The sequence below is a fragment of the Pseudomonas sp. G.S.17 genome, assembly GCF_038096165.1.
Taxonomy (GTDB): Bacteria; Pseudomonadota; Gammaproteobacteria; order Pseudomonadales; family Pseudomonadaceae; genus Aquipseudomonas.
Genome location: NZ_CP151076.1, coordinates 2,094,494 through 2,117,221, shown reverse-complemented (window position 1 = coordinate 2,117,221; position 22,728 = coordinate 2,094,494). Strand labels below are relative to the sequence as shown.

Annotated in this window: 22 protein-coding genes and 1 pseudogene; 13 read left to right on the top strand and 10 right to left on the bottom strand. The window is 60.3% G+C overall.

The window, feature by feature from the left end; genetic code table 11:
* The first annotated feature begins 117 nt into the window (after positions 1-117).
* Complete coding sequence (locus AABC73_RS09720) at positions 118-462, top strand: hypothetical protein (protein WP_341523394.1); 345 nt, start codon at positions 118-120, stop codon at positions 460-462.
* 147 nt (positions 463-609) lie between these two features.
* Here AABC73_RS09720 and AABC73_RS09715 read toward each other — a convergent pair.
* The 6 genes and pseudogenes from AABC73_RS09715 to AABC73_RS09690 form a co-directional block, all read right to left on the bottom strand.
* Positions 610-1,644: pseudogene (locus AABC73_RS09715) on the bottom strand (DNA polymerase ligase N-terminal domain-containing protein); the annotation flags it as partial.
* A gap of 21 nt (positions 1,645-1,665) precedes the next feature.
* Positions 1,666-2,571: a Ku protein gene (locus AABC73_RS09710; protein WP_341523393.1), complete on the bottom strand. Its 906-nt coding sequence runs from the start codon at positions 2,569-2,571 to the stop codon at positions 1,666-1,668.
* 128 nt (positions 2,572-2,699) lie between these two features.
* Positions 2,700-4,037: an MFS transporter gene (locus tag AABC73_RS09705; protein ID WP_331150154.1), complete on the bottom strand. Its 1,338-nt coding sequence runs from the start codon at positions 4,035-4,037 to the stop codon at positions 2,700-2,702.
* A gap of 96 nt (positions 4,038-4,133) precedes the next feature.
* Positions 4,134-5,072 carry a hydroxymethylglutaryl-CoA lyase gene (locus AABC73_RS09700; protein ID WP_341523392.1) on the bottom strand — a complete coding sequence of 313 codons (939 nt, stop codon included), beginning with the start codon at positions 5,070-5,072 and terminating at the stop codon, positions 4,134-4,136.
* Positions 5,069-6,262 carry a CaiB/BaiF CoA-transferase family protein gene (locus tag AABC73_RS09695; RefSeq protein ID WP_341523391.1) on the bottom strand — a complete coding sequence of 398 codons (1,194 nt, stop codon included), beginning with the start codon at positions 6,260-6,262 and terminating at the stop codon, positions 5,069-5,071. Before AABC73_RS09695 ends, AABC73_RS09700 begins: the two co-directional genes overlap by 4 nt.
* Before the next feature lie 281 nt (positions 6,263-6,543).
* Entirely contained in the window at positions 6,544-7,455 is a 912-nt protein-coding gene (locus AABC73_RS09690; protein ID WP_341523390.1) for a LysR substrate-binding domain-containing protein, read from the bottom strand.
* A gap of 248 nt (positions 7,456-7,703) precedes the next feature.
* On the opposite strand from AABC73_RS09690, the gene ssuD reads away from it, so the two are divergent.
* Both ssuD and AABC73_RS09680 read left to right on the top strand, forming a co-directional pair.
* Positions 7,704-8,840, top strand: a complete 1,137-nt coding sequence (ssuD, locus tag AABC73_RS09685; protein ID WP_047573000.1) for an FMNH2-dependent alkanesulfonate monooxygenase — start codon at positions 7,704-7,706, stop codon at positions 8,838-8,840.
* Between the two features lie 5 nt (positions 8,841-8,845).
* Positions 8,846-9,946, top strand: coding sequence for a sigma-54 dependent transcriptional regulator (locus tag AABC73_RS09680; protein ID WP_341523389.1), 1,101 nt, complete (start codon positions 8,846-8,848; stop codon positions 9,944-9,946).
* Positions 9,947-9,959: 13 nt separating this feature from the next.
* Here the strand turns inward: AABC73_RS09680 and AABC73_RS09675 are convergent, their stop codons facing one another.
* Positions 9,960-10,286: an antibiotic biosynthesis monooxygenase gene (locus AABC73_RS09675; RefSeq protein WP_341523388.1), complete on the bottom strand. Its 327-nt coding sequence runs from the start codon at positions 10,284-10,286 to the stop codon at positions 9,960-9,962.
* A gap of 94 nt (positions 10,287-10,380) precedes the next feature.
* On the opposite strand from AABC73_RS09675, the gene soxR reads away from it, so the two are divergent.
* The gene (gene soxR / locus AABC73_RS09670) at positions 10,381-10,833 is read left to right on the top strand and encodes a redox-sensitive transcriptional activator SoxR (protein WP_341523387.1); all 453 of its coding nucleotides are present in this window, start codon (positions 10,381-10,383) and stop codon (positions 10,831-10,833) included.
* A gap of 734 nt (positions 10,834-11,567) precedes the next feature.
* On the opposite strand, the gene AABC73_RS09665 is transcribed toward soxR, so the two are convergent.
* Both AABC73_RS09665 and AABC73_RS09660 read right to left on the bottom strand, forming a co-directional pair.
* Positions 11,568-12,995 (bottom strand): FAD/NAD(P)-binding protein, encoded by a 1,428-nt coding sequence (locus AABC73_RS09665; RefSeq protein WP_341523386.1) that lies wholly within the window; start codon positions 12,993-12,995, stop codon positions 11,568-11,570.
* 206 nt (positions 12,996-13,201) lie between these two features.
* The gene (locus AABC73_RS09660; RefSeq protein ID WP_341524203.1) at positions 13,202-13,765 is read right to left on the bottom strand and encodes an XRE family transcriptional regulator; all 564 of its coding nucleotides are present in this window, start codon (positions 13,763-13,765) and stop codon (positions 13,202-13,204) included.
* Between the two features lie 104 nt (positions 13,766-13,869).
* Between AABC73_RS09660 and AABC73_RS09655 the strand changes: the two genes are divergently transcribed.
* The 7 genes from AABC73_RS09655 to AABC73_RS09625 all read left to right on the top strand — a co-directional run bounded on the left by AABC73_RS09655 (position 13,870) and on the right by AABC73_RS09625 (position 21,039).
* Entirely contained in the window at positions 13,870-14,793 is a 924-nt protein-coding gene (locus AABC73_RS09655; protein WP_341523385.1) for a DMT family transporter, read from the top strand.
* 158 nt (positions 14,794-14,951) lie between these two features.
* Positions 14,952-17,882 carry a monovalent cation/H+ antiporter subunit A gene (locus tag AABC73_RS09650; protein WP_341523384.1) on the top strand — a complete coding sequence of 977 codons (2,931 nt, stop codon included), beginning with the start codon at positions 14,952-14,954 and terminating at the stop codon, positions 17,880-17,882.
* Positions 17,882-18,226 carry a Na+/H+ antiporter subunit C gene (locus tag AABC73_RS09645; protein WP_020291552.1) on the top strand — a complete coding sequence of 115 codons (345 nt, stop codon included), beginning with the start codon at positions 17,882-17,884 and terminating at the stop codon, positions 18,224-18,226. The genes AABC73_RS09650 and AABC73_RS09645 overlap by 1 nt, the downstream gene beginning before the upstream one ends.
* Positions 18,223-19,908, top strand: coding sequence for a monovalent cation/H+ antiporter subunit D (locus tag AABC73_RS09640; RefSeq protein WP_341523383.1), 1,686 nt, complete (start codon positions 18,223-18,225; stop codon positions 19,906-19,908). Before AABC73_RS09645 ends, AABC73_RS09640 begins: the two co-directional genes overlap by 4 nt.
* Entirely contained in the window at positions 19,905-20,393 is a 489-nt protein-coding gene (locus AABC73_RS09635) for a Na+/H+ antiporter subunit E (protein ID WP_341523382.1), read from the top strand. Before AABC73_RS09640 ends, AABC73_RS09635 begins: the two co-directional genes overlap by 4 nt.
* Positions 20,390-20,668, top strand: coding sequence for a K+/H+ antiporter subunit F (locus AABC73_RS09630; RefSeq protein WP_020291549.1), 279 nt, complete (start codon positions 20,390-20,392; stop codon positions 20,666-20,668). Before AABC73_RS09635 ends, AABC73_RS09630 begins: the two co-directional genes overlap by 4 nt.
* Entirely contained in the window at positions 20,665-21,039 is a 375-nt protein-coding gene (locus tag AABC73_RS09625; protein WP_341523381.1) for a Na+/H+ antiporter subunit G, read from the top strand. The genes AABC73_RS09630 and AABC73_RS09625 overlap by 4 nt, the downstream gene beginning before the upstream one ends.
* A gap of 43 nt (positions 21,040-21,082) precedes the next feature.
* Here AABC73_RS09625 and AABC73_RS09620 read toward each other — a convergent pair whose 3' ends face one another.
* Positions 21,083-21,550 (bottom strand): hypothetical protein, encoded by a 468-nt coding sequence (locus AABC73_RS09620; RefSeq protein WP_341524202.1) that lies wholly within the window; start codon positions 21,548-21,550, stop codon positions 21,083-21,085.
* 487 nt (positions 21,551-22,037) lie between these two features.
* Here AABC73_RS09620 and AABC73_RS09615 point away from each other — a divergent pair, with 487 nt between their 5' ends.
* Both AABC73_RS09615 and AABC73_RS09610 read left to right on the top strand, forming a co-directional pair.
* Positions 22,038-22,268 (top strand): hypothetical protein, encoded by a 231-nt coding sequence (locus tag AABC73_RS09615; RefSeq protein WP_331151001.1) that lies wholly within the window; start codon positions 22,038-22,040, stop codon positions 22,266-22,268.
* 131 nt (positions 22,269-22,399) lie between these two features.
* A complete protein-coding gene (locus AABC73_RS09610; protein ID WP_341523380.1) occupies positions 22,400-22,636 on the top strand; it encodes a DUF2789 domain-containing protein in 237 nt (78 codons plus the stop codon).
* Positions 22,637-22,728: the final 92 nt, after the last annotated feature.

The following is a 22,728-nucleotide window of genomic DNA, read 5'->3' as shown; positions in this document are numbered from 1 at the left end:
TCGACCGTGCCTGGCCGGGTCGGTTCAAAAGGCGTTCGTCCGGAACGGGCCAGGCGGTTTGAACGACTGCCGGACACACACGTCAGACCTGCATCAGTCATCAAGAGCCAATACCCTATGGGCACCGTCATTTCCCCCGAGCAACTGGCCACTGTTGATCTGCGCATGATCAACGAAATCTGGCTTTCGTCATCGCCAGCGCCGCTGGAAAACGATCCTCTGCAAGCCAGGCTGTGCCTGTGGCGCGGCGAGCAGCTGTTTACCCACGACATGATGAGCGAAGGCACCCATGGTCAGAACGTCAATCGTTTATGGCTGAGTGTGGACGATATCGAGGACCAGGCCACGATCCGCAGCGTCGAAGACGCCGTGCGCCAGCGCCTGGCGCAAATGGACATGCAGGGTGAGTTCTATCCAGCGGAGCAGACCGATACTCACCAGCTGCATAGCCCGCTCAGGTAAGGAAGGCCTGGCAGACGCGTATTGGCTAGGGCTTGTGCCCCAGCAGCGCCCACATTTTCCTGGTGATGCGCTGACGATTCTGGTAACCGGCCCACGGGTCGGACTTCAGGGTACTCAGACGTTCCTGCAGGTTGCTGACATTCCATAGCCCCAGCGATGCAGTTCGATCATGCCCATCTGCGCTGCGCCCACCAGAGCCTGCACCGTGTCGATTTCCATCAACTGCGCATGACCGGGGTCCAGCCCAGGCTTGAGCTGTTTGATATTCGGAATTTTCAGGCGCTCGGAGTGTTTCTGGAAAAACTGTTCACCCTCCACACCTTCGGGGCAGCGCAGCAAGGCCACCGGCCGCTTTTTCAAATGCAGCAGGATCCAGTCGGCGACGGTTTCGTAATAATAGGCCAGGTCCGCTTTGTGGATGCCGCTTTCGGCGTCGATCACCCGGTCTGGATGATTGATGCTGACGCCCGCCACATCGATGCGGTTTTTGCTGATTTAGCTGGTTTTGCATTGGCTGCCTTATTCGGCGAAGCAGTGGACGTTTTGCGCTTGGCTTTGGCTGGCTGTCCGGGTGGATGTTCGGCTGATTTTTCCGTGCCCACCAACGCGCCGCTCACCACACTTTGCGGCTGATCCTGAACGATGTCGTATTCATCACCAGAGCGGGCAACCCGATCCTTTTCCTTGATCAGCAGCCACTGCGGCTTGTCGCTGCTGCCCTTGAGCCGGGTGCGGACCAGCGTCCAGTCGCCGGTCAGCTTTTCCCCGATCAGCGTGAACTTGAGCTTGCCCTGCTTGTAGGTGTCACGAGGATCGCCGTGCGGTTGCCAGATCCCCCGATCCCAGACGATCACATCTCCTGCGCCGTATTGTCCTTCGGGAATGCGGCCTTCGAAACTGGCGTAACCCAACGGATGATCTTCAACCTGCACCGCCAGGCGCTTGTTGGCCGGATCGAGGCTCGGGCCTTTTCGGGACGGCCCAGCTTTTGAGCGTGCCGCCCAGCTCAAGGCGAAAATCGTAATGCAGACTGCGTGCATCGTGCTTGTGAATGACAAAGCTCAACGCCTTCGCGGCGTTCCTGCCCTTTTCCTTGCTATTGCCGCGGGCAGGCGACTCCCTTGGCTCGGAAGTGATGTCGAAGTCGCGCTTGCGTGCGTATTCACTCACCGGCTTGGCCATGGTCGATCCTCCAGCTTGCTGTCAGGAAGCCTTGGTGGTTTTCTTGCGCGCCGGGGCACGGCGCTTGGCGGGCGCCTCGGCGGCTGTTTTGGAGGTCGCTTTGCCGGCCGGTTTGGCGGCGCTTTTATTGCCCGCGCTTTTACCCGCCAGACTGCGCTTGAGCAGCTCGGTAAGATCGATGACGTCAGCGCTTTTGCGTTCGGTGTCTTCGGTATCGGTTTCCACGGTTTCGAGTTTGCCTTCGCGCGCCTTGGTTTCCACCAGATGCATGATCTGGTCCTGGAAGGTGTCGCGATAATCCTCTGGCTGCCAGTCAGCACTCATGTCTTCCACAAGACGCTTGGCCATGTTCAGCTCCGCCTTGCTGAGTTTGACGTCAGTCACCGCATCGGTCAGTTCGAGCGTGTCCAGGCCACGCACTTCCGAGGGCCAGCGCAGGATCACCAGAACCATCGCCGACTCAAGCGGCATCACTGCCGCCAGATGCTGACGGGTGTGCAGCACCACATTGGCCAGGGCGACTTTCTTGGTTTCATTCAGGGTTTCGCGAAGCAACGCATAGACCTTTTCGCCGCGCTTGTCCGGCGCGAGAAAATACGGGGTTTCGATGTGTTGCAGAGGGATCTGCTCGCTGTCGACGAAACCGAAGATTTCGATGGTCTGGGTCGACTTGGGATGCGCCGCGCGAATTTCTTCTTCGCTCAGGACCACGTATTGGCCCTTCTCGTACTGCACGCCCTTGACGATGTCTTCCTTGGTCATCTCCTTGCCGGTGACCTTGTTGATGCGTTTGTAGCCCACCGGCTCCATGCTGCGCTTGTCGAGCCAGTCAAAATCAACGCCTTGCGAAGAAGTCGCCGACACCAGCGCGACGGGAATATGCACCAGCCCAAAACTGATCGCGCCTTTCCAGATTGCCCTTGCCATCGCCTGATTCCCTGTCTGAGGTGTTTAAAAGTGACAGGAGCGGCGCGGCAAAAGTTTCGCAGGGACGACGGGCGTCGCAGACAAGAAAAAACCCGCCGGAGCGGGTTTGGTCTTTATAACTCGAATCGCTAGCCCTCACTCTTATCCAGCGTCCGCAACTTCGCTGGCAACCCCCACAGCAATAGCGCGGCGGCGAGCAGGCTGGAGACGCCGATGACGTAGAGCGCTGGCGTGGTGCTGCCGGTCAGGTCTTTGATGCGCCCGACCATCACCGGACTGACGATGCCGCCGAACTGGCCCAGGGTGTTGATCAGGGCGATGCCCCCGGCAGCACCGGCACCCGCGCCAGCCAGCAGTTTTGGAGGCAAGGTCCAGAACGCCGGGATCGAGGCGACGATGCCTGCGCCGAGCATAGCCAGGGAGATGATCAGGAACACCGTATGCTGGGCGAAAATGCCGGCGCTGAAGAAACCCACGGCACCGAGGACGACCAGCCCGCACACATATTTGCGCCGTTCGCCGCTGGAGTCGGACAGACGACCGACCACCACCATGCTGATCGCGCCGAAGATGTACGGAATTGCGGTCAGCAAGCCGATCACCACCGGGCTTTCCGTGCCTGCGCTGCGGATCAGCTGCGGTGCCCAGAAATTCAGGCCGTAGGACGCCACCTGAATCAGGAAGTAAATCAGCCCCAGCATGAGGAAGCCGGGCATCTTCAGCGCGCTCAGCAGCGAGCCGCCATGTTTGTGCGGTTCATGCTGGGCGATGCGGCTGGAGAGGTAGGTTTTTTCTGCAGAAGTCAGCCAATGGGCATCGGCGATTTTGTCCTTGAGCACCAGCAGTACCAACAAGCCCAGGCCGATGCACGGCAAGCCGCCCAACAGAAACAGCCAATGCCAGCCGCGCATGTCGAGCAGGCCGTCCATGTGCCCCAGTACCAGTCCGGAGACCGGCGCGCCGACCAATCCGGCGAACGCCGAAGCCAGGAACAGGATCGAGGTGATCCGCCCACGGTAGGTCTGCGGGAACCACAAGGTCAGGTAATACAAAACGCCGGGGGCGAAACCGGCTTCCATGGCGCCGATCACAAAACGCAGCGCGTAGAACTGCCATTCAGTGTTGACGAACACCATCAAGGCCGTCGCGACACCCCACGACATCATGATCCGGGCGATCCAGCGCCGCGCGCCGACCTTGTAGAGCATGATGTTGCTCGGCACTTCGAACAGCACATAACCGACCACGAACAGCCCGGCGCCCAGACCATAAGCGGTATCGCTGAGGCTGAGGTCCGCCTGCAACTGAAACTTGGCGAAGCTGATATTGATGCGATCGAAAAATGCGAACAGGTAGCACACCATGATCAGCGGCATCAGTCGCCATGCCACTTTGCGAACCAGCGATTTCTCGGCGTCGGCGATCTGCGCGGGCGTACTGCCCGCGTTCAAAACAGAAACGGTCATGTGCGTGTCTCCAGGCGGCCCCTTCAAAGGAGGCCGTTTGTTTTTGTTGTCTGGTAGGAAGGGGTATTAGCCCCGTTCAAGCGGTATTGCGTCGACTCAACCCGGCAGGTTGGTCGGCGCTGGATGCAGGTCGCTGTTGCGCCCTGCCTTGGCGACCTGACCGGGCATTTCATGGCCCAGCAGGTCCGGCAACTGCCGGGAAAGTTTCAAGAGGTGCGGCAAATCGATCCCGGTCTTGATACCCATTTCCTCACACATGTTCACCAGGTCCTCGGTGCATATATTTCCGGATGCACCGGGCGCGAACGGGCAACCGCCGAGGCCGCCGAGGGATGCATCGAATCGTCGCGCGCCAGTCTCATACGCGGCCAGGACATTGCTCAGGCCAAGACCTCGAGTGTTATGAAAGTGCAAGGTCAACGCCGCCGCCGGAACCCGGGTCAAAACCCGCTGGACCAGGCGATGGACCTGACGTGGATTGGCCATGCCGGTGGTGTCCGCCAGGCTGATGCCTTGCATGCCCAGTTCCAGGTACGCGTCGACGATTTGCAGCACCCGGTCTTCGTTGATCGGCCCTTCGAACGGGCAACCAAAGGTGGTGGCGATCGAGCCATTGAGGCTCAGCGCCGTACCGCGAGTTATCGCCACCACATCGCCAAATGCTGCAAGGGATTGCTCGCAACGCATCCGCATGTTCGCCAGGTTGTGCGTCTGGCTGGCGGACATCACCAGATTGAGCTCATCGGCGCCCGCATCCAGCGCACGTTGCGCGCCCTTGAGGTTGGGAATCAGCGCCACGTAGGTGACGCCCGCCTGACGACGAATGCCACGAAACACTTCATCGCCGTCGCGCAGGGCCGGAATCGCCTTGGGAGAAACGAAAGATCCTGCTTCGATCCGGGAAAACCCTGCCAGCGACAGCTGATCAATCAACGCGATCTTGTCGGCGGTTTCGACCCACTTCGGCTCAATCTGCAAGCCGTCCCGTGGGGCAACTTCCTGGACGATCAGACGCTCGGAAAAGTCAGTGATCATTGCACCACTCCTTCCTGCTTGAGACGTTGGATGTCGGCAGCGGTGATGCCCAGGCTGTCGAGCACGCTGTCGGTGTGCTGGCCCAGGCTCGGGCCTTGCCAATTCACTGCGCCGGGGGTTTCCGAAAGTTTGGGTACGATGCCGGGCATTTTCACTGCGGCACCGCCAGGCAACTCGGCGTCGAGGATCATGCCCCGCGCCTGATAATGCGGATCGGCCACGATGTCGGCGACGTTGTAGATCCGCCCGGCAGGCACTTCAGCCTGCTCCAACACGCGCAGCACCTCTTCAATGGGCAGGCTGGAAGACCAGACGCTGATTGCCTCGTCGAGCAGCGCACACTGTGCGGCACGCCCGTCGTTGTGGGCGAATTCCGGGTTTTCTCCCAAATCGCCGCGTCCGATAGCCAGCATCAGGCGCTTGAAGATCGGGTCGCTGTTGCCGGCGATGACCACATAAGCGCCATCGGCGGTGGGATAGGTGTTGGACGGCGCAATGCCAGGCAAGGCGCCGCCGCTGCGCTCCCGAATGTGACCGAGCATGTCGTACTCCGGCACCAGACTTTCCATCACGTTGAATACGCTTTCGGCCAGGGACACATCGACAATTTGCCCATCGCCCTGCCCGGTCTTGACCCGCAGCAAGGCCATCAATGCGCCCATCACCGCATGCATCGACGCCAGAGAATCGCCGAGGCTGACGCCGACCCGCGCCGGTGGCGTGCCCGGCGTGCCGGTGGTGTAGCGAATCCCGCCCATGGCCTCGCCGATTGCACCGAAGCCCGGGCGATCACGATAAGGGCCGGTCTGGCCGTAACCGGAAATACGCACCAGGGTCAGTTTGGGGTTCAGGGCATGCAGCACGTCCCAGCCCAGACCGAGCTTTTCCAGGGCACCGGGGCGCAGGTTCTCGATCAGCACGTCGGTGCTTTCGGCCAGCTGCTTGACGATGGCGATGCCTTCGGGGGATTTCAGGTTCAGCGCGAGGGATTTCTTGTTGCGCGACTGCAGGTACCACCACAAGGACGTGCCTTCATGGAGTTTTCGCCATTTGCGAAGAGGATCACCCTGCCCCATGGCCTCGATCTTGATTACCTCGGCACCGAATTCGGCCATCAGCCGCGCGGCAAACGGCGCGGCGATCAAGGTGCCGATTTCAATGACGCGGATGCCATTCAGAGGGGCAGTCATGGTAGTTACCTCTTTTGTTCTTGGAATATGGGCCCAGCGTAGAGGACCGGGCGCGGATAAATCCAACCTTCAGTTGGCAAAGGTCGTTCGCGAAACGCGAACGGCCAGCTCGGTTGACTGACATTGCGGCCTGAAATGCAATTCGTTGGAGCGAGGATTGGTGTAGGACCGGCTTTAGCCGGGAGGGCAATTGACGCTCTCGCGACTAAAGTCGCTCCTACGGTCGCTCCTACAGCCGATTCGCGGGCAAGCCTCGCTCCAACAGGACAGCAGCGGCACCATCAGTTTTCAAGACCACGCAAATGCTCAAACAGCATTCGGCTCACCGGGGCCAGCGCGTCATGCTCACGAGTGACCAAGACCAGCGTGCGCTCGGACCAGTCGTCGTTCAGCGCGACGGCTGTGAGGCCAAGTGCGCGACCAAACAATTCAAAAGCCTTGAGCGGCAGAATGCCGATGCCCATGTCGGCCTGAACCATGCGGCACACGGCGTCGAAACCGGGCACATGGATACGCAGGCGCAGCACACGACCCGCTGACCGGGCCGCTGCCTGGGTACGCATATGGATCGAACTGGCGGCGTGCAGGCCGATATGATCGCTGTCCAGGGTATCGACGAATGCCACTTGATCCAGCTGTGCCAACGGATGATCGGGCCGCATCACGACCACGAGTTTGTCGCGGCGATACGGCACGCTGTACAGGTCGTGAGTGTCGGTGTCGGCAGAACAGATGCCGATGTCTGCGATGCCATCGATCACACCCTGAACCACGCCGGTGCTGGGCCGCTCTTCCAGATCGACCTTGACCTGAGCGTGGCAGGCGATGAACTCATGCAGGTCCTCGGGCAGAAACTGAATAATCGCCGAGAGATTGGCCTGCATGCGCACGTAACCACGCAGCCCTTGCACGTGTTCGCCCAGTTCCATGCCCATCTTTTCCACGTCGAACAACATGCGGCGGGCGTGATGCAGCAAGGTTTCCCCGGCAGCCGTGAGGGTCATGCCCTTGGCGTTGCGCACAAACAATCCGATTCCCAGCGCATCCTCCAGCTCCATCAGACGCTTGCTCGCCGCCGAAACCGCAATCGCCTCCCGCGCCGCAGCTCGGGTCAAGGTGCCTTCTTCATGCACCGCGACAAACACTTGCAGGGTAATCAGGTCCAGACGGCGGATAAGGTTTTTGTGCAGCATGAGCGCAAGTCTCAAAAAGTAGATCGGAGTAGATCGAGCGAGGATATAGGCAAACAGCGGTGCACAGGGCCTTCAACCCGCAGCGCTCCAGGCCCGGCGGCCAACCGTTATACCTTTGAGGTCTAAAAATATGGATATACGTTATTTTGCGGAATAAACCAGGCCCTTTATAACTGGACCCCTACTGCTGCCTGAGCAACAGCTGTTCAACAGGTACAGCACCCGCCCGAACACTTGAAGGATTTGTCATGGATGTTTTCTGGTTTCTTCCAACCCACGGCGACGGCCACTACCTGGGCACCAGCAAAGGCGCGCGACCGGTCACGTTGAATTACCTGAAACAGGTGGCCCAAGCCGCTGACGACCTCGGTTACCACGGCGTGTTGATTCCCACCGGGCGCTCCTGCGAAGACTCGTGGGTGATCGCTTCGGCACTGGTGCCGCTGACCGAACGCTTGAAATACCTGGTGGCGATCCGCCCGGGGATCATTTCCCCAACGGTATCGGCGCGTATGGCGGCGACCCTGGATCGCTTGTCGGGCGGTCGTCTGTTGATCAACGTCGTGACCGGCGGTGATCCGGACGAAAACCGTGGCGACGGCAGCTTCCTCGATCACAGCGAGCGCTACGAAGTCACTGACGAATTCCTGCAGATCTGGCGTCGGGTGCTGCAAGGCGAAGCCGTGGATTTCGAAGGCAAGCACCTGCGCGTGCAGAACGCCAAGGCGCTGTATCCGCCGATCCAGAAACCCTACCCGCCGTTGTACTTCGGCGGTTCTTCCGAGGCCGCCCACGATCTGGCCGCCGAGCAAGTGGACGTTTACCTGACCTGGGGCGAACCGCCGGCTGCGGTTGCGGAAAAACTGGCCGATGTCCGTGAACGCGCGGCACGCAAAGGTCGCACCGTGAAGTTCGGCATTCGCCTGCACGTGATCGTACGCGAGACCAGCGCCGAAGCCTGGCAAGCCGCCAGCAAACTGATCGAGCACATCAGCGACGAAACCATCGCCGCTGCGCAGAAGTCTTTCTCGCGCTTTGATTCCGAAGGCCAACGGCGCATGGCGGCCTTGCACGACGGCCGTCGCGACAACCTGGAAATCGCCCCGAACCTGTGGGCCGGGGTCGGTCTGGTGCGTGGCGGTGCGGGCACGGCGTTGGTGGGCAACCCTCAGGAAGTGGCCGAGCGCATCAAGGAATACGCCGACCTGGGCATCGAGAGCTTCATTTTCTCGGGTTATCCGCATCTGGAAGAAGCCTATCGCTTCGCCGAACTGGTCTTCCCGTTGTTGCCGGAACCGTACCGCAGCCTGGCCGGACGCGGCATCACCAACCTGACTGGACCGTTCGGCGAAATGATCGCCAACGATCTGCCACCGCAGAAGTGAACCCTATGCAGTTACTGACGTTGCCCCCCAACCCGGCACTGGCCACCTCGATTCGCGCCACCGCGCAGGTGTTCGAAGACCCGAAATCCAAAGCCTTGCTCGCGCATTTGCAGCAAGTGGCGCCGAGTGATGCCAGCGTGTTGATCATTGGCGAAACCGGCACCGGCAAGGAATTGGTGGCGCGGCATATCCATAATCTGAGCGAGCGGCGCAATCAGCCTTTCGTTGCGGTGAATTGCGGGGCTTTTTCCGAATCGCTGGTCGAGGCCGAGCTGTTCGGCCATGAAAAAGGTGCCTTCACCGGCGCCCTCAGTGCCAAGGCGGGCTGGTTCGAAGAAGCCAATGGCGGCACCTTGTTCCTCGATGAAATCGGCGATTTGCCGATGCCGATCCAGGTCAAGTTGCTGCGCGTGCTGCAAGAACGCGAAGTGGTGCGTCTGGGGTCGCGCAAGAGCATTCCGATCAACGTTCGGGTGCTGGCCGCCACCAATGTGCAGTTGGAAAAGGCCATCAACGCCGGGCATTTCCGCGAGGACCTGTATTACCGGCTGGATGTGGTCAATCTGGAACTGCAACCGTTGCGCGAACGTCCCGGCGATATCCTGCCCCTGACCCGGCATTTCATCGAGGCTTACAGCCGCCGCCTTGGCTACGGTTCAATTCGTCTGAGCAGCGAAGCCGAGCAAAAACTCAAAAGCTACAGCTGGCCGGGCAACATTCGCGAACTGGAAAACGTCATCCATCACACTTTGCTGGTGTGTCGCGATGGCGTGATTCAGCGTGACGATCTGCGCTTGTCCAACCTGCGTATCGAACGTCAGGAAGACTCACCTACCTTTGACGACTCGGCTGACGCCCTGCTGAACCGGGCGTTCCAGAAGCTGTTCGAAGAACAGGCCGGCGCGCTGCATGAAAAGGTCGAGGACGCGTTACTGCGCGCGGCCTATCGTTTCAGCCACTGCAATCAGGTGCACACCGCCGCGTTGTTGGGCCTGAGCCGCAACGTCACCCGCACCCGCCTGATCAATATCGGCGAATTGGCCGTCAACAAACGCCGCCCCGGTGAAAACCTGCAGGGTGACCGGTTGATGCAGCTCTCGGTCTGACCCGCGCCCTGGCCTAGCGGGTCGGGGTGACACGGCCCAGCACTTGATAGGCGTTGAAGTTGACTGCGGTTACTCGGTGTTCGCGCAGGAACGCCGTGAAGTCCTGCTCGGCATTGCGCAGGGCTTCTTCACTGGCCGTCCTTGATTGCCACAACACCTGATTGAGCACGCGCTGGCCGTCGTCGCTGGCCTGAACAGTGGCGCTGATAAAACCCGGGTAGGTGCAGGTGAAACGCTCGACCTGATCGAGCAGCGCCGCGACCAACGCCGACTGCTGGCGCGAGTCGGTGGTGAACTCGATAAGCTGATTGACCAGGCGGTGACTCACAGGTTGCGTCATGTCATTTCTCCACTGTCTTGACCAAAGTCGATTGCGAACTCAGGCCTCGAAGGGTAAAACCTCTAGTTAACTAGAGGTCAAGCAGCAAATCGCCATGAACGATGCCAAACCGAAAAACCCGAATCGACAGCTCACCGTCGGCCAACTGGCGACCCGCAGCGGCGTGGCCGTGACTGCGTTGCACTTTTACGAAAGCAAGGGCCTGATCAGCAGTCAGCGCAACGCCGGCAACCAGCGGCGCTATCCCCGGGAAATGCTGCGGCGCGTGGCGTTGATCAAGGTGGCCCAGCGTTTGGGGCTGCCGTTGGCGAGCATCCACGCGGCCTTGCAAACCTTGCCCGAAGGCCGCACACCCACTGCCGCCGACTGGCAAAAGCTGTCCGCGCAATGGAAAACCGAACTGGATGACCGGATCAATCGACTCACCGCCCTGCGCGACCAGCTCACCGGGTGCATCGGTTGCGGTTGCCTGTCGATGGACGCCTGCCCGCTGCGCAACTGGGGGGATAAGCTGGGCGAGCAAGGGTCAGGGCCGCAGTTGCTTTAAATCTGTGGGAGCCAACCTGTTGGCGAAGGGTTAATCCTGCGTCCCGGTAAATATCGTCTCGCGAACGAGTTCGCTCCTTGTATGTTGCCAGCGCGAATCAGTCAGGCATCACTTGTTTTAGCGCCGCGCTTCGAATCGAGTGGCACCAACAGTATTTGCGGCGCGGCTTAATCAGGTTTCGCCCTGACGGTCGACCCCCTTTGTTTCGGCAAAGGGGGGAAACCATTTTGCGCTGACGTCCGGCCCCCGCTTCGCGGCGGTTCCTTCGCTCCGGTGCCGTGGTGGGGCGACGCGCCGACGGGCCATCCTTGGCCCAACGGCGCTCGCTCGGCATCCATGCCGAGCGCACCCCACCACGACACCTCCACTCAGCCTCCCGACGCGCGTTTGGCGGTGTCTGCCAAATCGCGGCACGGAAAAGCGAAAATCAACAGCTAAAGGCTCGGTTTCGTTGGAGCGAGGCTTGCCCGCGAAGGCGTCAACTCAGCCAGCGAAAATGTCGGCCGACAGACCCATTCGCGGGCAAGCCTCCAGCAGAACCGGGATAAATCCGGTTCACTGAATACCGCAGAACCCCTGTGGGAGCGGACTTGTCCGCGAATCAATGTTTCAGGCGCTAAATCTATTTTGGATGTACCGACCCTTCGCAAATCGATTCGTCCAAAAGGGTCGTGCTACTCCTAGGCTCCAATACCTTGCAACAGAGTATCTACAGAGCGATATTCGTCCCCACGTTAAAACCCCGCCAATCGCGCGGCCAGGGCTTTGGCTTGAAGGGCGACGTCGGTGACTGCGGTGCTTTCCCACCACATGCCGCGCAATGGCGGGCCCATGGCGAACAGCCGCGAGGAGATTCGCCCTTGCGCATCGAGCACCGCGCCACCCGGGTCCGCAGCGATGCCCAATGCCAGCGGCCCCGGCTGAATCAGCCCGCGCGCCAGCAACTGTCGGGGCAGCGGACGGTCGACGCGGCGCCAGTCGTATTCGATGCCCGTGGAGTTGATCAGCGCATCCCCGGTCACCAGCGACGTTTCCTGCTCACCGCGCCGACGAATGCGAATCTGCAGCTGGCCTGAAGGCAATGTTTCAAAGCCCTGCAACGAAGCAGCCTGGATGGTCACTCGCCCCTGTTTGATCAATTGGCTGAGCAATGCAGCGCCAGGCGGCGGTGAACGGTGATGATGGCTTTCCCACCATGGCCGCACATGGCGTACGAATTGGCGACGCTGCACGTCGGTAGCCTGATTCCAAAGCCGTCCGATATTGGCTCGCACCGTGTCCAGCGGCGCTTGCCAGTCGATACCGTTCTCGATGGCCAACTCACATTGCTCGCGCAACTTGCGAACCAGTTGCCGGGTACTGCGAATGCTCGGGTCCTCGGCGAGAAAATCCACCCAGATCGGCGGCTGACGGCGCACATGGGGCAGCAGCCCGTGGCGCGAAAAAATTTCGACAGGCCCACGATGGCCGGCCTGCTGCAACGACACCACCGCATCGACCATGGTCAGACCCGAACCGATGATCAATACCCGCGATTGAGGATCGAGCTGGCGCATGGCACTGACATCCCATGGGTCGACGGCCGCTGCGTTGAGCCCGCTGGATTGACGTTGCGGCGTGCGCGCGGCGGCATACATACCGGTCGCCAGCACGGCATGGCGACCGGAGAGTTGCTGACCGTCGGCGAGGTTGATTGTCACCCCGGTTTCACTGACGTGCAGATCCACCACTTCGCCGCGCACATGTTCCGCCGAAGAACCTCGGGTCGCGCCAAGCACGCGGGCCTCAGCCAGGCGCTGCTGCACATACAGGCCAAACACGCCCCGTGGCGGAAACAACTCGGCAATGGGCACGTGCTGCTGATCGGATTCAGGCCAACCACCACCAGCGATGAAATCGGTCAGCCATTGAGTCAAGTCATCGGCATTGTCCGGATCGACGCTCATCCGTGCCGCATTGCCGTTGAGCGTATGGCCCAGTTCCGTGGCGCTGTAGGCCTCGCCTCGGCCCAACTCTTCCCGTGGTTCGACAATCAGGATGCGTCGCGTACCGGGCAGGCGCAGCAGTTGCACGGCGAGCATGCTGCCGCTCAAGCCGCCGCCGACCACCAGAATGTCGGCACTGCGAGAAGGGTCAACGGCTTGCTGAATCGGGGAGATCATTGGGTTTCACCTTGAAAGGCCGCGCTCGGGCTGGCGTCGATCCAGATGACAGTGCACAGGCCGTGCCCGTCCCTGAAGCTGGAGTTGAACGCCGCTATTAACGCAAGAATCAACGCAAGAATAACCCCGCGTCAGGATTTGCAAAGTAGTCATTGGTACACAAACTGTTGATCTGCTGTAGCGGGGCAAACAGTTGATACATCTGGCTATAGCACGACGTTGCGCACAAAGCGCACGGTAACCTCGCCTTCATTTCGATAGCTGTGGGCCTGGTTGCTGGCAAACATGAAGAACTCACCCGGCCCGACTTGTCGCACCTCGTCGGTCAGATTGATGGTCAAGTGGCCATGCACGACATACACCTGTTCGCTCCAGCCATCCGGGTCCGCTTCGGACGCATAGACTTCGCCGGGCTCCAGGGAGAACTCCCACAGCTCCACTTCACGCCGGGCGGTGGCCTTGGCCAATAACACCGCACGACTGCCGGGAATCGAACCTGCCCAGGCGACTTCGTTGATGCGACTGGGATCACGTCCTTCCGGCGCCTGAATCAAATCGCTGAACGCGACATCCAGCGCTTCGGCGACCCGGTCCAGCGTCGCGAGGCTGACGTTTTTCTCTCCCGCTTCAATCGCCACCAACATGCGTCGACTGACGCCGGATTTTTCCGCCAGCGCGGTCTGGCTGAAGTCCAGGGCATTACGCAGGCGGCGCACATTCTGACTGACGTGTTGCAGCACGGGTGCGCGTTGGGAATGGTCGTCATTCACTATCATTTGCTCTCTTGACCTGATTGCGCAGTATACTGCGCACCTTTTGACGCATAATGCGTTGTGCCTTTGCGATACGCAAGGCGATCAAGCCCGGTGAAAGCATGAAGTCTACCCTGATGAAGCCACGATTCAGCAAAGCAGAACTGGTATTGGTGCTGATCACCTTGATCTGGGGCGGGACGTTCCTGCTCGTGCAACATGCCATGACTGTCAGTGGACCGATGTTTTTCGTCGGCCTGCGCTTTGCTGCTGCCGCCTTGATCGTCGCGGCGTTCTCATTGAATGTCATGCGCGAGCTGACCCTGGTCGAACTCAAGGCGGGCATCGCCATCGGTGCGGCGATCATGCTCGGTTACGGCTTGCAGACCATGGGCCTGCAGACCATTCCCAGCAGTCAATCCGCGTTCATCACGGCGCTGTACGTGCCATTCGTACCGCTGTTGCAGTGGCTGGTACTCGGGCGGCGACCGGGATTGATGCCCAGCATCGGCATCGCCCTGGCATTTGCCGGCCTGATGCTGCTGTCAGGCCCCGACGGTGCGTCGTTGCAGTTCAGCTCCGGCGAGATCGCCACGGTGGTGAGCGCCATCGCCATCGCAGCCGAGATTATTCTGATCAGCGCTTATGGCGGCAAGGTTGATGTACGCCGGGTCACCGTGGTGCAACTGGCTACCGCGTCGCTGCTGTCGTTTCTGATGGTGGTGCCCACCGGTGAACGCCTGCCGGATTTCTCCTGGCTGTTGGTGATCAGCGCCATAGGCCTGGGCGCGATGAGCGCGGTGATTCAAGTGGCGATGAACTGGGCGCAACGCACCGTCTCGCCAACCCGCGCGACGGTGATTTATGCAGGCGAACCGGTCTGGGCCGGCATCTTCGGCCGTCTGGCCGGTGAGCGTTTGCCAGGCATCGCCTTGCTCGGCGCGGCTTTGATCGTCGCAGGGGTAATCGTCAGCGAAATGAAAGGCCGTGGCAAACCGGCCATCCAGCAGCAACCCGACGAGGAACGTCTGAACGAAGCGGATTGATGGGATTACCGGCCTTCAGGACTTGCGAAAATGTTTAATTTATTCGCCACAATGAGTTGCAGCCTACAAAGCTTGTAGGATTCTGCGACACCTTGGCGGTTGGTGGCGCCGGGTCCAGCACTTATGATCCTTGACATTTCCCCGCAGATTAGAAGCCTATGTCCCTGATAGTTCTACTGCTTCTGCCGTTCATTGGCAGCTGTCTGGCGGCACTTTTGCCGCACAATGCGCGCAACGCTGAATCGATTCTTGCCGGAGTGGTTGCACTGACCGGCGCAATTCAGGTGGCCTTGTGGTACCCGCAAATCGTTGATGGCGGCGTAATACGCGAAGAATTTTTCTGGCTGCCAAGCCTGGGCCTGAATTTCGCCCTGCGCATGGACGGCTTCGCCTGGCTGTTCTCGATGCTGGTGCTGGGCATCGGTACGCTGGTTTCCCTGTACGCCCGTTACTACATGTCGCCGGATGATCCGGTGCCGCGCTTCTTCGCGTTTTTCCTGGCATTCATGGGCGCCATGCTCGGTCTGGTGATGTCGGGCAACCTGATTCAGATCGTGTTTTTCTGGGAGCTGACCAGCGTTTTCTCATTCCTGCTGATCGGTTACTGGCATCACCGCGCCGACGCACGCCGCGGCGCTTATATGGCGTTGATGGTCACCGGCGCCGGCGGCCTGGCGTTACTGGTCGGCATGATGCTGCTCGGTCATGTGGTGGGCAGCTACGACCTGGACCGGGTGCTGGCCTCCGGCGAAATGATTCGCGCCCATGCGTTGTATCCCGTACTGCTGACGCTGATCCTGATTGGCGCCTTGAGCAAGAGCGCGCAATTTCCGTTTCACTTCTGGCTGCCCCATGCCATGGCAGCGCCGACACCGGTTTCTGCATACCTACACTCGGCAACCATGGTCAAGGCCGGGGTCTTCCTGCTGGCACGGTTCTGGCCGGCGTTGTCCGGTAGCGAACAATGGTTCTGGATCGTCAGTGGCGCGGGTGCCTGCACGCTGATTCTTGGTGCGTATTCGGCGATCTTCCAGAACGACCTCAAGGGCTTGCTCGCCTATTCGACCATCAGTCATCTGGGTCTGATCACCTTACTGCTGGGTCTCAACAGCCCATTGGCCGCAGTGGCGGCGGTGTTCCACATTCTCAACCACGCCACGTTCAAGGCCTCGCTGTTCATGGCGGCGGGGATTATCGACCACGAAAGCGGCACCCGGGATATACGCCGCCTTAGCGGCCTGATCACACTGATTCCCTATACCGCGACGCTGGCGATGGTCGCCAGTGCGTCCATGGCAGGGGTTCCGCTACTCAACGGTTTTCTGTCCAAGGAGATGTTCTTCGCCGAAACCGTGTTCATTTCCTCTTCCGCCTGGGTCGAGATGGCGCTGCCAATAATCGCGACCATCGCGGGTGTGTTCAGTGTCGCGTACTCACTGCGCTTTACCGTGGATGTCTTTTTCGGCCCCAAGGCCACCGATTTGCCACATACGCCCCATGAGCCACCGCGCTGGATGCGGGCGCCGGTCGAGTTTCTGGTTCTGGCCTGCCTGATTGTCGGGATCTTTCCGACGCATTCTGTCGGCCCATTGCTGGCGGCAGCCGCGCAACCGGTAGTGGGCGGCACGCTGCCTGAATACAGCCTGGCGATCTGGCACGGCTGGAACGCACCGATGATCATGAGCCTGATCGCCATGGCTGGCGGTATCGCCTTGTATCTGCTGTTGCGGCCGTCATTCAAACAGCACCGCTTCGCCGGCCCGCCGCTGGTCAATCGCCTCAATGGCAAGCGCCTGTTCGAGCGTGCGCTGGTGATACTGACCCGCTGGGCACGGCGCTTCGAGCGGCAGATCAGCACCCGTCGCCTGCAACCGCAGCTTTTCCTGCTGGTATTGGCAGCCTTGGTCGGCGGCTTCATTCCCATGTATTTCAGCGGCCTGAGCTGGGGTGATCGACCAAGAATCCCCGGCTCCGGGGTGTTTGTCACGTTATGGCTGATCGCAATTGCCTGCGCCCTCGGCGCTGCATGGCAGGGTAAATATCACCGCCTGGCTGCGGTGATCATGGTCAGCGTCTGCGGCTTGATGACGTGCATTACGTTTGTCTGGTTCTCTGCGCCGGATCTGGCCCTGACCCAACTGGTGGTAGAAGTGGTCACCTCGGTGCTGATTCTGCTCGGCCTGCGCTGGCTGCCACGGCGTAACGAGGATGTGGCGCCACTGGTCAGCACGCGCACGCGAGCCAGAGCGCGTCGGGTTCGCGACCTGATTCTCTCGACCATGGTCGGCGGCGGCATGGCGCTGCTGTCCTACGCCATGCTGACCCGCGCCACGCCGAATGTGATTTCGTCGTTCTACCTCAGCCGGGCGATTCCGGAAGGCGGTGGCAGCAACGTGGTCAACGTGATGCTGGTGGATTTCCGCGGTTTCGACACCTTCGGCGAAATCACCGTGCTGGCCGCCGTGGCGCTGACTGTGTTTGCCCTGCTGCGCCGCTTCCGTCCGCCGAAAGAAAGCATTCCCTTGCCTGCCCAGCAGCGTCAGTTGGCGCGGGATGTGGTCACCGATCTGGTCAACCCGCGCAGCGCCAGCGATACCGCGCTGGGTTTCATGATGGTGCCCGCCGTGCTGGTGCGCCTGTTGCTGCCGATCGCCTTCGTGGTGTCGATGTACCTGTTCATGCGCGGGCACAATCAGCCAGGCGGCGGTTTTGTCGCCGGGCTGGTGATGTCGGTGGCGTTCATTCTGCAATACATGGTTGCCGGTACGCAGTGGGTCGAAGCGCAGATGCGCCTGCGCCCGTTGCGCTGGATGGGCACGGGTTTCCTGTTCGCAATCATGACCGGTCTGGGCTCGATGCTGCTGGGTTATCCATTCATGACCACCCACACGGCGCACCTGAGTCTGCCGTGGCTGGGCGATATTCACGTGGCCAGCGCGCTGTTTTTCGACATCGGGGTGTATGCCGTGGTGGTGGGCTCAACGCTGTTGATTCTGACCGCCCTGGCGCACCAATCGGTGCGTAGCCATCGCCCGACGTCGCTGCCCAAGCCCGTCCCATCCCCCGTCGCCGAACAAGGAACCGTCTGATGGAAGAAGTCATCGCAATTGCCATCGGCGTCCTGGTTGCCTCCGGCGTCTGGCTGATCCTGCGGCCCCGAACCTTTCAGGTGGTGATGGGCCTGTGTCTGCTGTCGTATGGCGTCAATCTGTTCATTTTCAGTATGGGCAGCCTGTTTATCGGCCGTGAGCCGATCATCAAGGACGGCGTGCCGCAAGACTTGTTGCATTACACCGATCCATTGCCGCAGGCGTTGGTGTTGACCGCCATCGTCATCAGCTTCGCCATGACCGCATTGTTCCTGGTGCTGCTGCTGGCGTCGCGCGGCTTGACCGGCACCGACCATGTGGACGGCCGGGAGCCTAAAGAATGACGTGGATGAATCAACTGATCGTCGCGCCGATCCTGCTGCCGTTGCTGACGGCGGCGATCATGCTCTGGCTCGGCGAAAAGCACCGTCCGCTCAAAGGCTGGATCAATCTGTTCTCCAGCGTGCTGGGCCTGGGCATCTCCATCGCGCTGTTCATCTGGGTCCAGAAAAGCGGCACCACCGGCTCAATCGGCGTGTACCTGCCGGGTAACTGGGAAGTACCGTTCGGCATCGTCCTGGTGGTGGATCACCTGTCGGCGCTGATGCTGGTCTTGACCGGCATCGTCGGTGTCTGCGCCCTGCTGTTTGCCCTCGCCCGCTGGGATCGGGCCGGCGCCAGCTTCCATGCGTTATTTCAGATCCAGTTGATGGGGCTGTACGGTGCGTTTCTGACCGCCGACCTGTTCAACCTGTTCGTATTCTTCGAGGTCTTGCTCGCTGCATCCTACGGTTTGATGTTGCATGGTTCGGGGCGCGCGCGGGTTTCGGCGGGCCTGCATTACATCGCGATCAACCTGCTGGCGTCGTCGTTGTTCCTGATTGGCGCCGCATTGATTTACGGCGTGACCGGGACGCTGAACATGGCTGACCTGGCCATGAAAATCCCGCAGGTTCCGGAAGCGGACCTTGGATTACTGCACGCTGGTGCGGCGATTCTTGCGGTGGCGTTTCTGGCCAAGGCGGGCATGTGGCCGCTCAATTTCTGGCTGGTTCCGGCCTACTCGGCGGCCAGCGCGCCGGTCGCAGCGATGTTCGCGATCATGACCAAGGTCGGCATCTATACCTTGCTGCGCCTGTGGACTCTGCTGTTTTCCGGGCAGGCCGGAGCCTCGGCCTTGTTCGGCGGTGACTGGCTGATCTACGGCGGCATGGCGACCATTTTCACCGCCGCCGTATCGATCATCGCTGCCCAGCGCTTGGAGCGCATGGCCGGTCTGAGCATTCTGGTGTCGGCGGGCATTCTGCTGGCGGCCATCGGCTTCGCCCAGCCAAGCCTGACCGCCGGGGCGCTGTTCTATCTGGTCAGCTCGACCCTGGCCTTGAGCGCGCTGTTCCTGCTGGCCGAATTGATCGAGCGTTCCCGCTCGGCCAACGAAATCCCGCTGGACGATGACGCCGACCAGTTGCCGCGAACCATGGAATCCCTACATCCGCCGCCAGGCACCAACCTGGATGACCAACAAAAGGCCGTGATCGGCCAGGTCATCCCCATGACCGTGGCGTTTCTGGGTTTGAGTTTCATCGTGTCGGCGCTGCTGATTATCGGCATGCCACCGCTGTCAGGCTTCATCGGCAAGCTGGCACTGCTCAGCGCCCTGCTCAATCCGTTCGGGCTCGATGTTGCCCAGAACGAAGCGATTGCCACGCGGACCTGGGTGTTCACCGGCCTGCTGATTTTCTCCGGGCTGGCATCGTTGCTGGCGTTTTCCCGGATCGGCATTCAGCGCTTCTGGACCCCGCAAGAGCAACCGGCACCGCTGCTGCGGCGCTTCGAATGCTTGCCTATCGTGATTTTGCTGGGCCTCTGCGTGGCCCTGACGTTCCAGGCCGAGCCGCTGCTGCGCTACACCCAGGACACGGCCGCGGCGCTGCATGAGCCCAAGCAATATATCCAGTCAGTCATGGCCACTCGCCCGCTGCCGGGTCCGGTCAGTGACTCGGCAATATCGGCGGTGCAACCATGAAGCGCCTGTTTCCGGCTCCGTTGTTTTCCGTGGCATTGGCCGTGTTGTGGCTGGTTCTGAGCCTGTCGATCAGCCCTGGCAATTTATTGCTGGCGATTCTGTTCGGCGTGCTTGCCCCACTATTGATGGCCCCGCTACGACCGCTGCCCGTGCGGGTTCGCAAGCCAGGCACAATCCTCAAGCTGATTGTTCTGGTGGGTCGTGATGTGCTGGTCTCCAACGTCCAGGTGGGCTGGACGGTCTGGAACGCCAAGCGCAGGCCGCCGCGTTCCGCCTTCGTCAAGGTGCCGCTGGACCTGCGCGATGCCAACGGGTTGGCTGCGTTGTCGATGATCACCACCGTGGTTCCCGGCACCGTGTGGTCCGAGTTGGCGCTGGACCGTAGCGTGCTACTGATGCACGTTTTCGACCTGGACGATGAAGCCCGCTTCATCGAGCATTTCAAGACCGCTTACGAGCGCCCGTTGATGGAGATTTTCCAATGAGTGCCGTGCTCGGCAATGCCATTCTGGCCAGCCTGCTGATCTTTGCGCTGGCCATGGTTCTGACGCTGGTTCGTCTGTTCAAAGGCCCGTCGGCGCAGGATCGGGTTCTGGCCCTGGACTACCTGTACATCATCGCCATGCTGATGATGCTGGTGCTGGGCATTCGCTACGCCAGCGACACCTATTTCGAAGCAGCGCTGTTGATTGCCCTGTTCGGCTTTGTCGGTTCGTTCGCCCTGGCGAAATTCCTGCTGCGCGGCGAGGTGATCGAATGAATTCCCCTGTGGTTCTACCGTTTTGGGTCGAAGTCCTGACCGCCGTGTTGTTGATCGTCAGCAGTCTGTTTGCGCTGACCGGCGCACTTGGGTTGCTGCGCATGAAGGACTTTTTCCAGCGCATGCACCCGCCCGCGCTGGCCTCGACGCTGGGCACCTGGTGCGTGGCGCTGGCCTCGATCGTCTATTTTTCGGCGCTCAACTCCGGGCCGGTGATCCATGCCTGGCTGATTCCGGTACTGCTGGCAATCACGGTGCCGGTGACGACCCTGCTGCTGGCGCGCACGGCACTGTTCCGCAAGCGCATGGCCAGGGAAGATGTGCCACCGGAAGTCAGCAGCGGTCAGTCAGGGGATTCGGGCGGTAGCTGAGCGGCCATCGAAGCGGCCGCCGTTTTTCCAGCCCTTCAGCGATTTACTCGCTTGCCTTGAAAACCAGTTCGCCCTTGCGCCATTTGGCGGCCTTGGAGACTGCGGCTTTCAGGGTCTTGGTGAGCGCGCCCTGCAACTGTTCGTTGGCGGCGAAAACCATCATCACACCATGACCTTCCTTGAACACGATGCCATGGCCTTCGGGGGTATCCACGTAGGCGTATTCACCCAGACCGTAGACGGTCAACTTGATGTCGCGGAACTTCAATTCAAACTTGCCGCCTTCGCGACTGGGCAATACCGCGGCACGGAAATGATCGCCGACCTTGAGTTCCAGGCGGGGTTTGTCATCCACCACCAGAGCGCTCTCGGTATCGATCTCGGCAATGTAAATCCCTTCAGCGGATTGCTCGGTGACATACACAAATCGAGATTGGAACTGCTTGACCAACTTCGCGCGTAGGTCACCCAGTACGAATAGAGCGTGCGTATCCAGACTAGTTACTGCCAATGTGTAAACCCCCAACATGAAAATGATCCCGCCCGAGCAGAATCGGGCGATCAAAAAAGTACTTCTTTTCCTTTCTACCGCATTGAGCGGGCAAGTCCTTTGCCTGGCGTAGAGCATTCGCAGCCACGGTGCGACGCAAGGAAGCCATCGCTGGCGCTATGGGTAGAAGGAAATCGACAATGCCGACGCGCTTTCAGCGCTGGCACGAAGGGGATTCTACCGGCTCCGGATGCCCGGCGGATATATCCCTTTCACCTGCAACAGCATCATGGGCGGTTTCCGACGCAATCAAGACCGAAATAACCCATCCGGTGAAGACAAATCCTACTTTTCATTCTCAATCCGCGACCGGTCATTCGTCATTGCCACTACTTAAAGACGCCCGCACGAGCCAACAACTGCCATACTCGCGCAAATCAAAAAAAATCAGACCTTGCGTCCATTCACCTTGGTCGCAAGCGACTCGTCATCCATGGGAAGGTAATAAGTGACTGAATTTGATATTGGCGAGTTCTTTATCTGGGGTGAATCCAGAGAAGTAGAAGGTGAGTTTCAGGCCGTCATTGTCATGCGCGCAAAAGAAGGCAAGCAGGCGATTACCTCGCACCAGGTTGAAAAGGACCGTTGGTTCAAGACGGCCGAGGTCGCCGCCATCGCCGCCAGGGAAGCAGCGCAAGAGCTGAAAACTGCTGTTGATCAAGGTGCCTTGAGCGTTTAGTCGCTATCTGCAGCAGCCCGGACTCGCCGCCTCATCGGTTCGAACTCTTGCGCCGCGTCAGCACTCTGATACATGACGAAGGCTCAAGAGAGCACTGACCAACAGGGTTTTGTACCCGCCGAGGAGATGACATGGAACTGACCACACCGACACTGGAGACACTTTTCGAACAACTGGGTCTGGATTCCGACCAGGCGAGTATCGACGCGTTCGTGCTAGCCCATCAGTTGCCCGAAGACGTGAAGCTGTCCGAGGCTGACTTCTGGACGCCGCAGCAGGCACGCTTCCTCAAGGAAGAGTTGCGTGAGGACGCTGACTGGGCGCCTGTCGTCGACGAGCTGAATGTGTTGCTGCACACACCCGCGTAACTACGCCGGACCCGTAGGACCGGCTTCAGCCGGGAGGGCGCAAGGTCTTACGGCACAACTGCTGCCAATGTACCGGCCTCCTCCCGGCTAAA

What these genes read in the sequence shown, in the direction of transcription:
- AABC73_RS09720 (WP_341523394.1), top strand. Translation starts at nt 118, where the DNA reads ATGGGCACCGTCATTTCCCCCGAGCAACTGGCCACTGTTGATCTGCGC.
- AABC73_RS09710 (WP_341523393.1), bottom strand. Translation starts at nt 2,571, where the DNA reads ATGGCAAGGGCAATCTGGAAAGGCGCGATCAGTTTTGGGCTGGTGCAT.
- AABC73_RS09705 (WP_331150154.1), bottom strand. Translation starts at nt 4,037, where the DNA reads ATGACCGTTTCTGTTTTGAACGCGGGCAGTACGCCCGCGCAGATCGCC.
- AABC73_RS09700 (WP_341523392.1), bottom strand. Translation starts at nt 5,072, where the DNA reads ATGATCACTGACTTTTCCGAGCGTCTGATCGTCCAGGAAGTTGCCCCA.
- AABC73_RS09695 (WP_341523391.1), bottom strand. Translation starts at nt 6,262, where the DNA reads ATGACTGCCCCTCTGAATGGCATCCGCGTCATTGAAATCGGCACCTTG.
- AABC73_RS09690 (WP_341523390.1), bottom strand. Translation starts at nt 7,455, where the DNA reads ATGCTGCACAAAAACCTTATCCGCCGTCTGGACCTGATTACCCTGCAA.
- ssuD (WP_047573000.1), top strand. Translation starts at nt 7,704, where the DNA reads ATGGATGTTTTCTGGTTTCTTCCAACCCACGGCGACGGCCACTACCTG.
- AABC73_RS09680 (WP_341523389.1), top strand. Translation starts at nt 8,846, where the DNA reads ATGCAGTTACTGACGTTGCCCCCCAACCCGGCACTGGCCACCTCGATT.
- AABC73_RS09675 (WP_341523388.1), bottom strand. Translation starts at nt 10,286, where the DNA reads ATGACGCAACCTGTGAGTCACCGCCTGGTCAATCAGCTTATCGAGTTC.
- soxR (WP_341523387.1), top strand. Translation starts at nt 10,381, where the DNA reads ATGAACGATGCCAAACCGAAAAACCCGAATCGACAGCTCACCGTCGGC.
- AABC73_RS09665 (WP_341523386.1), bottom strand. Translation starts at nt 12,995, where the DNA reads ATGATCTCCCCGATTCAGCAAGCCGTTGACCCTTCTCGCAGTGCCGAC.
- AABC73_RS09655 (WP_341523385.1), top strand. Translation starts at nt 13,870, where the DNA reads ATGAAGTCTACCCTGATGAAGCCACGATTCAGCAAAGCAGAACTGGTA.
- AABC73_RS09650 (WP_341523384.1), top strand. Translation starts at nt 14,952, where the DNA reads ATGTCCCTGATAGTTCTACTGCTTCTGCCGTTCATTGGCAGCTGTCTG.
- AABC73_RS09645 (WP_020291552.1), top strand. Translation starts at nt 17,882, where the DNA reads ATGGAAGAAGTCATCGCAATTGCCATCGGCGTCCTGGTTGCCTCCGGC.
- AABC73_RS09640 (WP_341523383.1), top strand. Translation starts at nt 18,223, where the DNA reads ATGACGTGGATGAATCAACTGATCGTCGCGCCGATCCTGCTGCCGTTG.
- AABC73_RS09635 (WP_341523382.1), top strand. Translation starts at nt 19,905, where the DNA reads ATGAAGCGCCTGTTTCCGGCTCCGTTGTTTTCCGTGGCATTGGCCGTG.
- AABC73_RS09630 (WP_020291549.1), top strand. Translation starts at nt 20,390, where the DNA reads ATGAGTGCCGTGCTCGGCAATGCCATTCTGGCCAGCCTGCTGATCTTT.
- AABC73_RS09625 (WP_341523381.1), top strand. Translation starts at nt 20,665, where the DNA reads ATGAATTCCCCTGTGGTTCTACCGTTTTGGGTCGAAGTCCTGACCGCC.
- AABC73_RS09610 (WP_341523380.1), top strand. Translation starts at nt 22,400, where the DNA reads ATGGAACTGACCACACCGACACTGGAGACACTTTTCGAACAACTGGGT.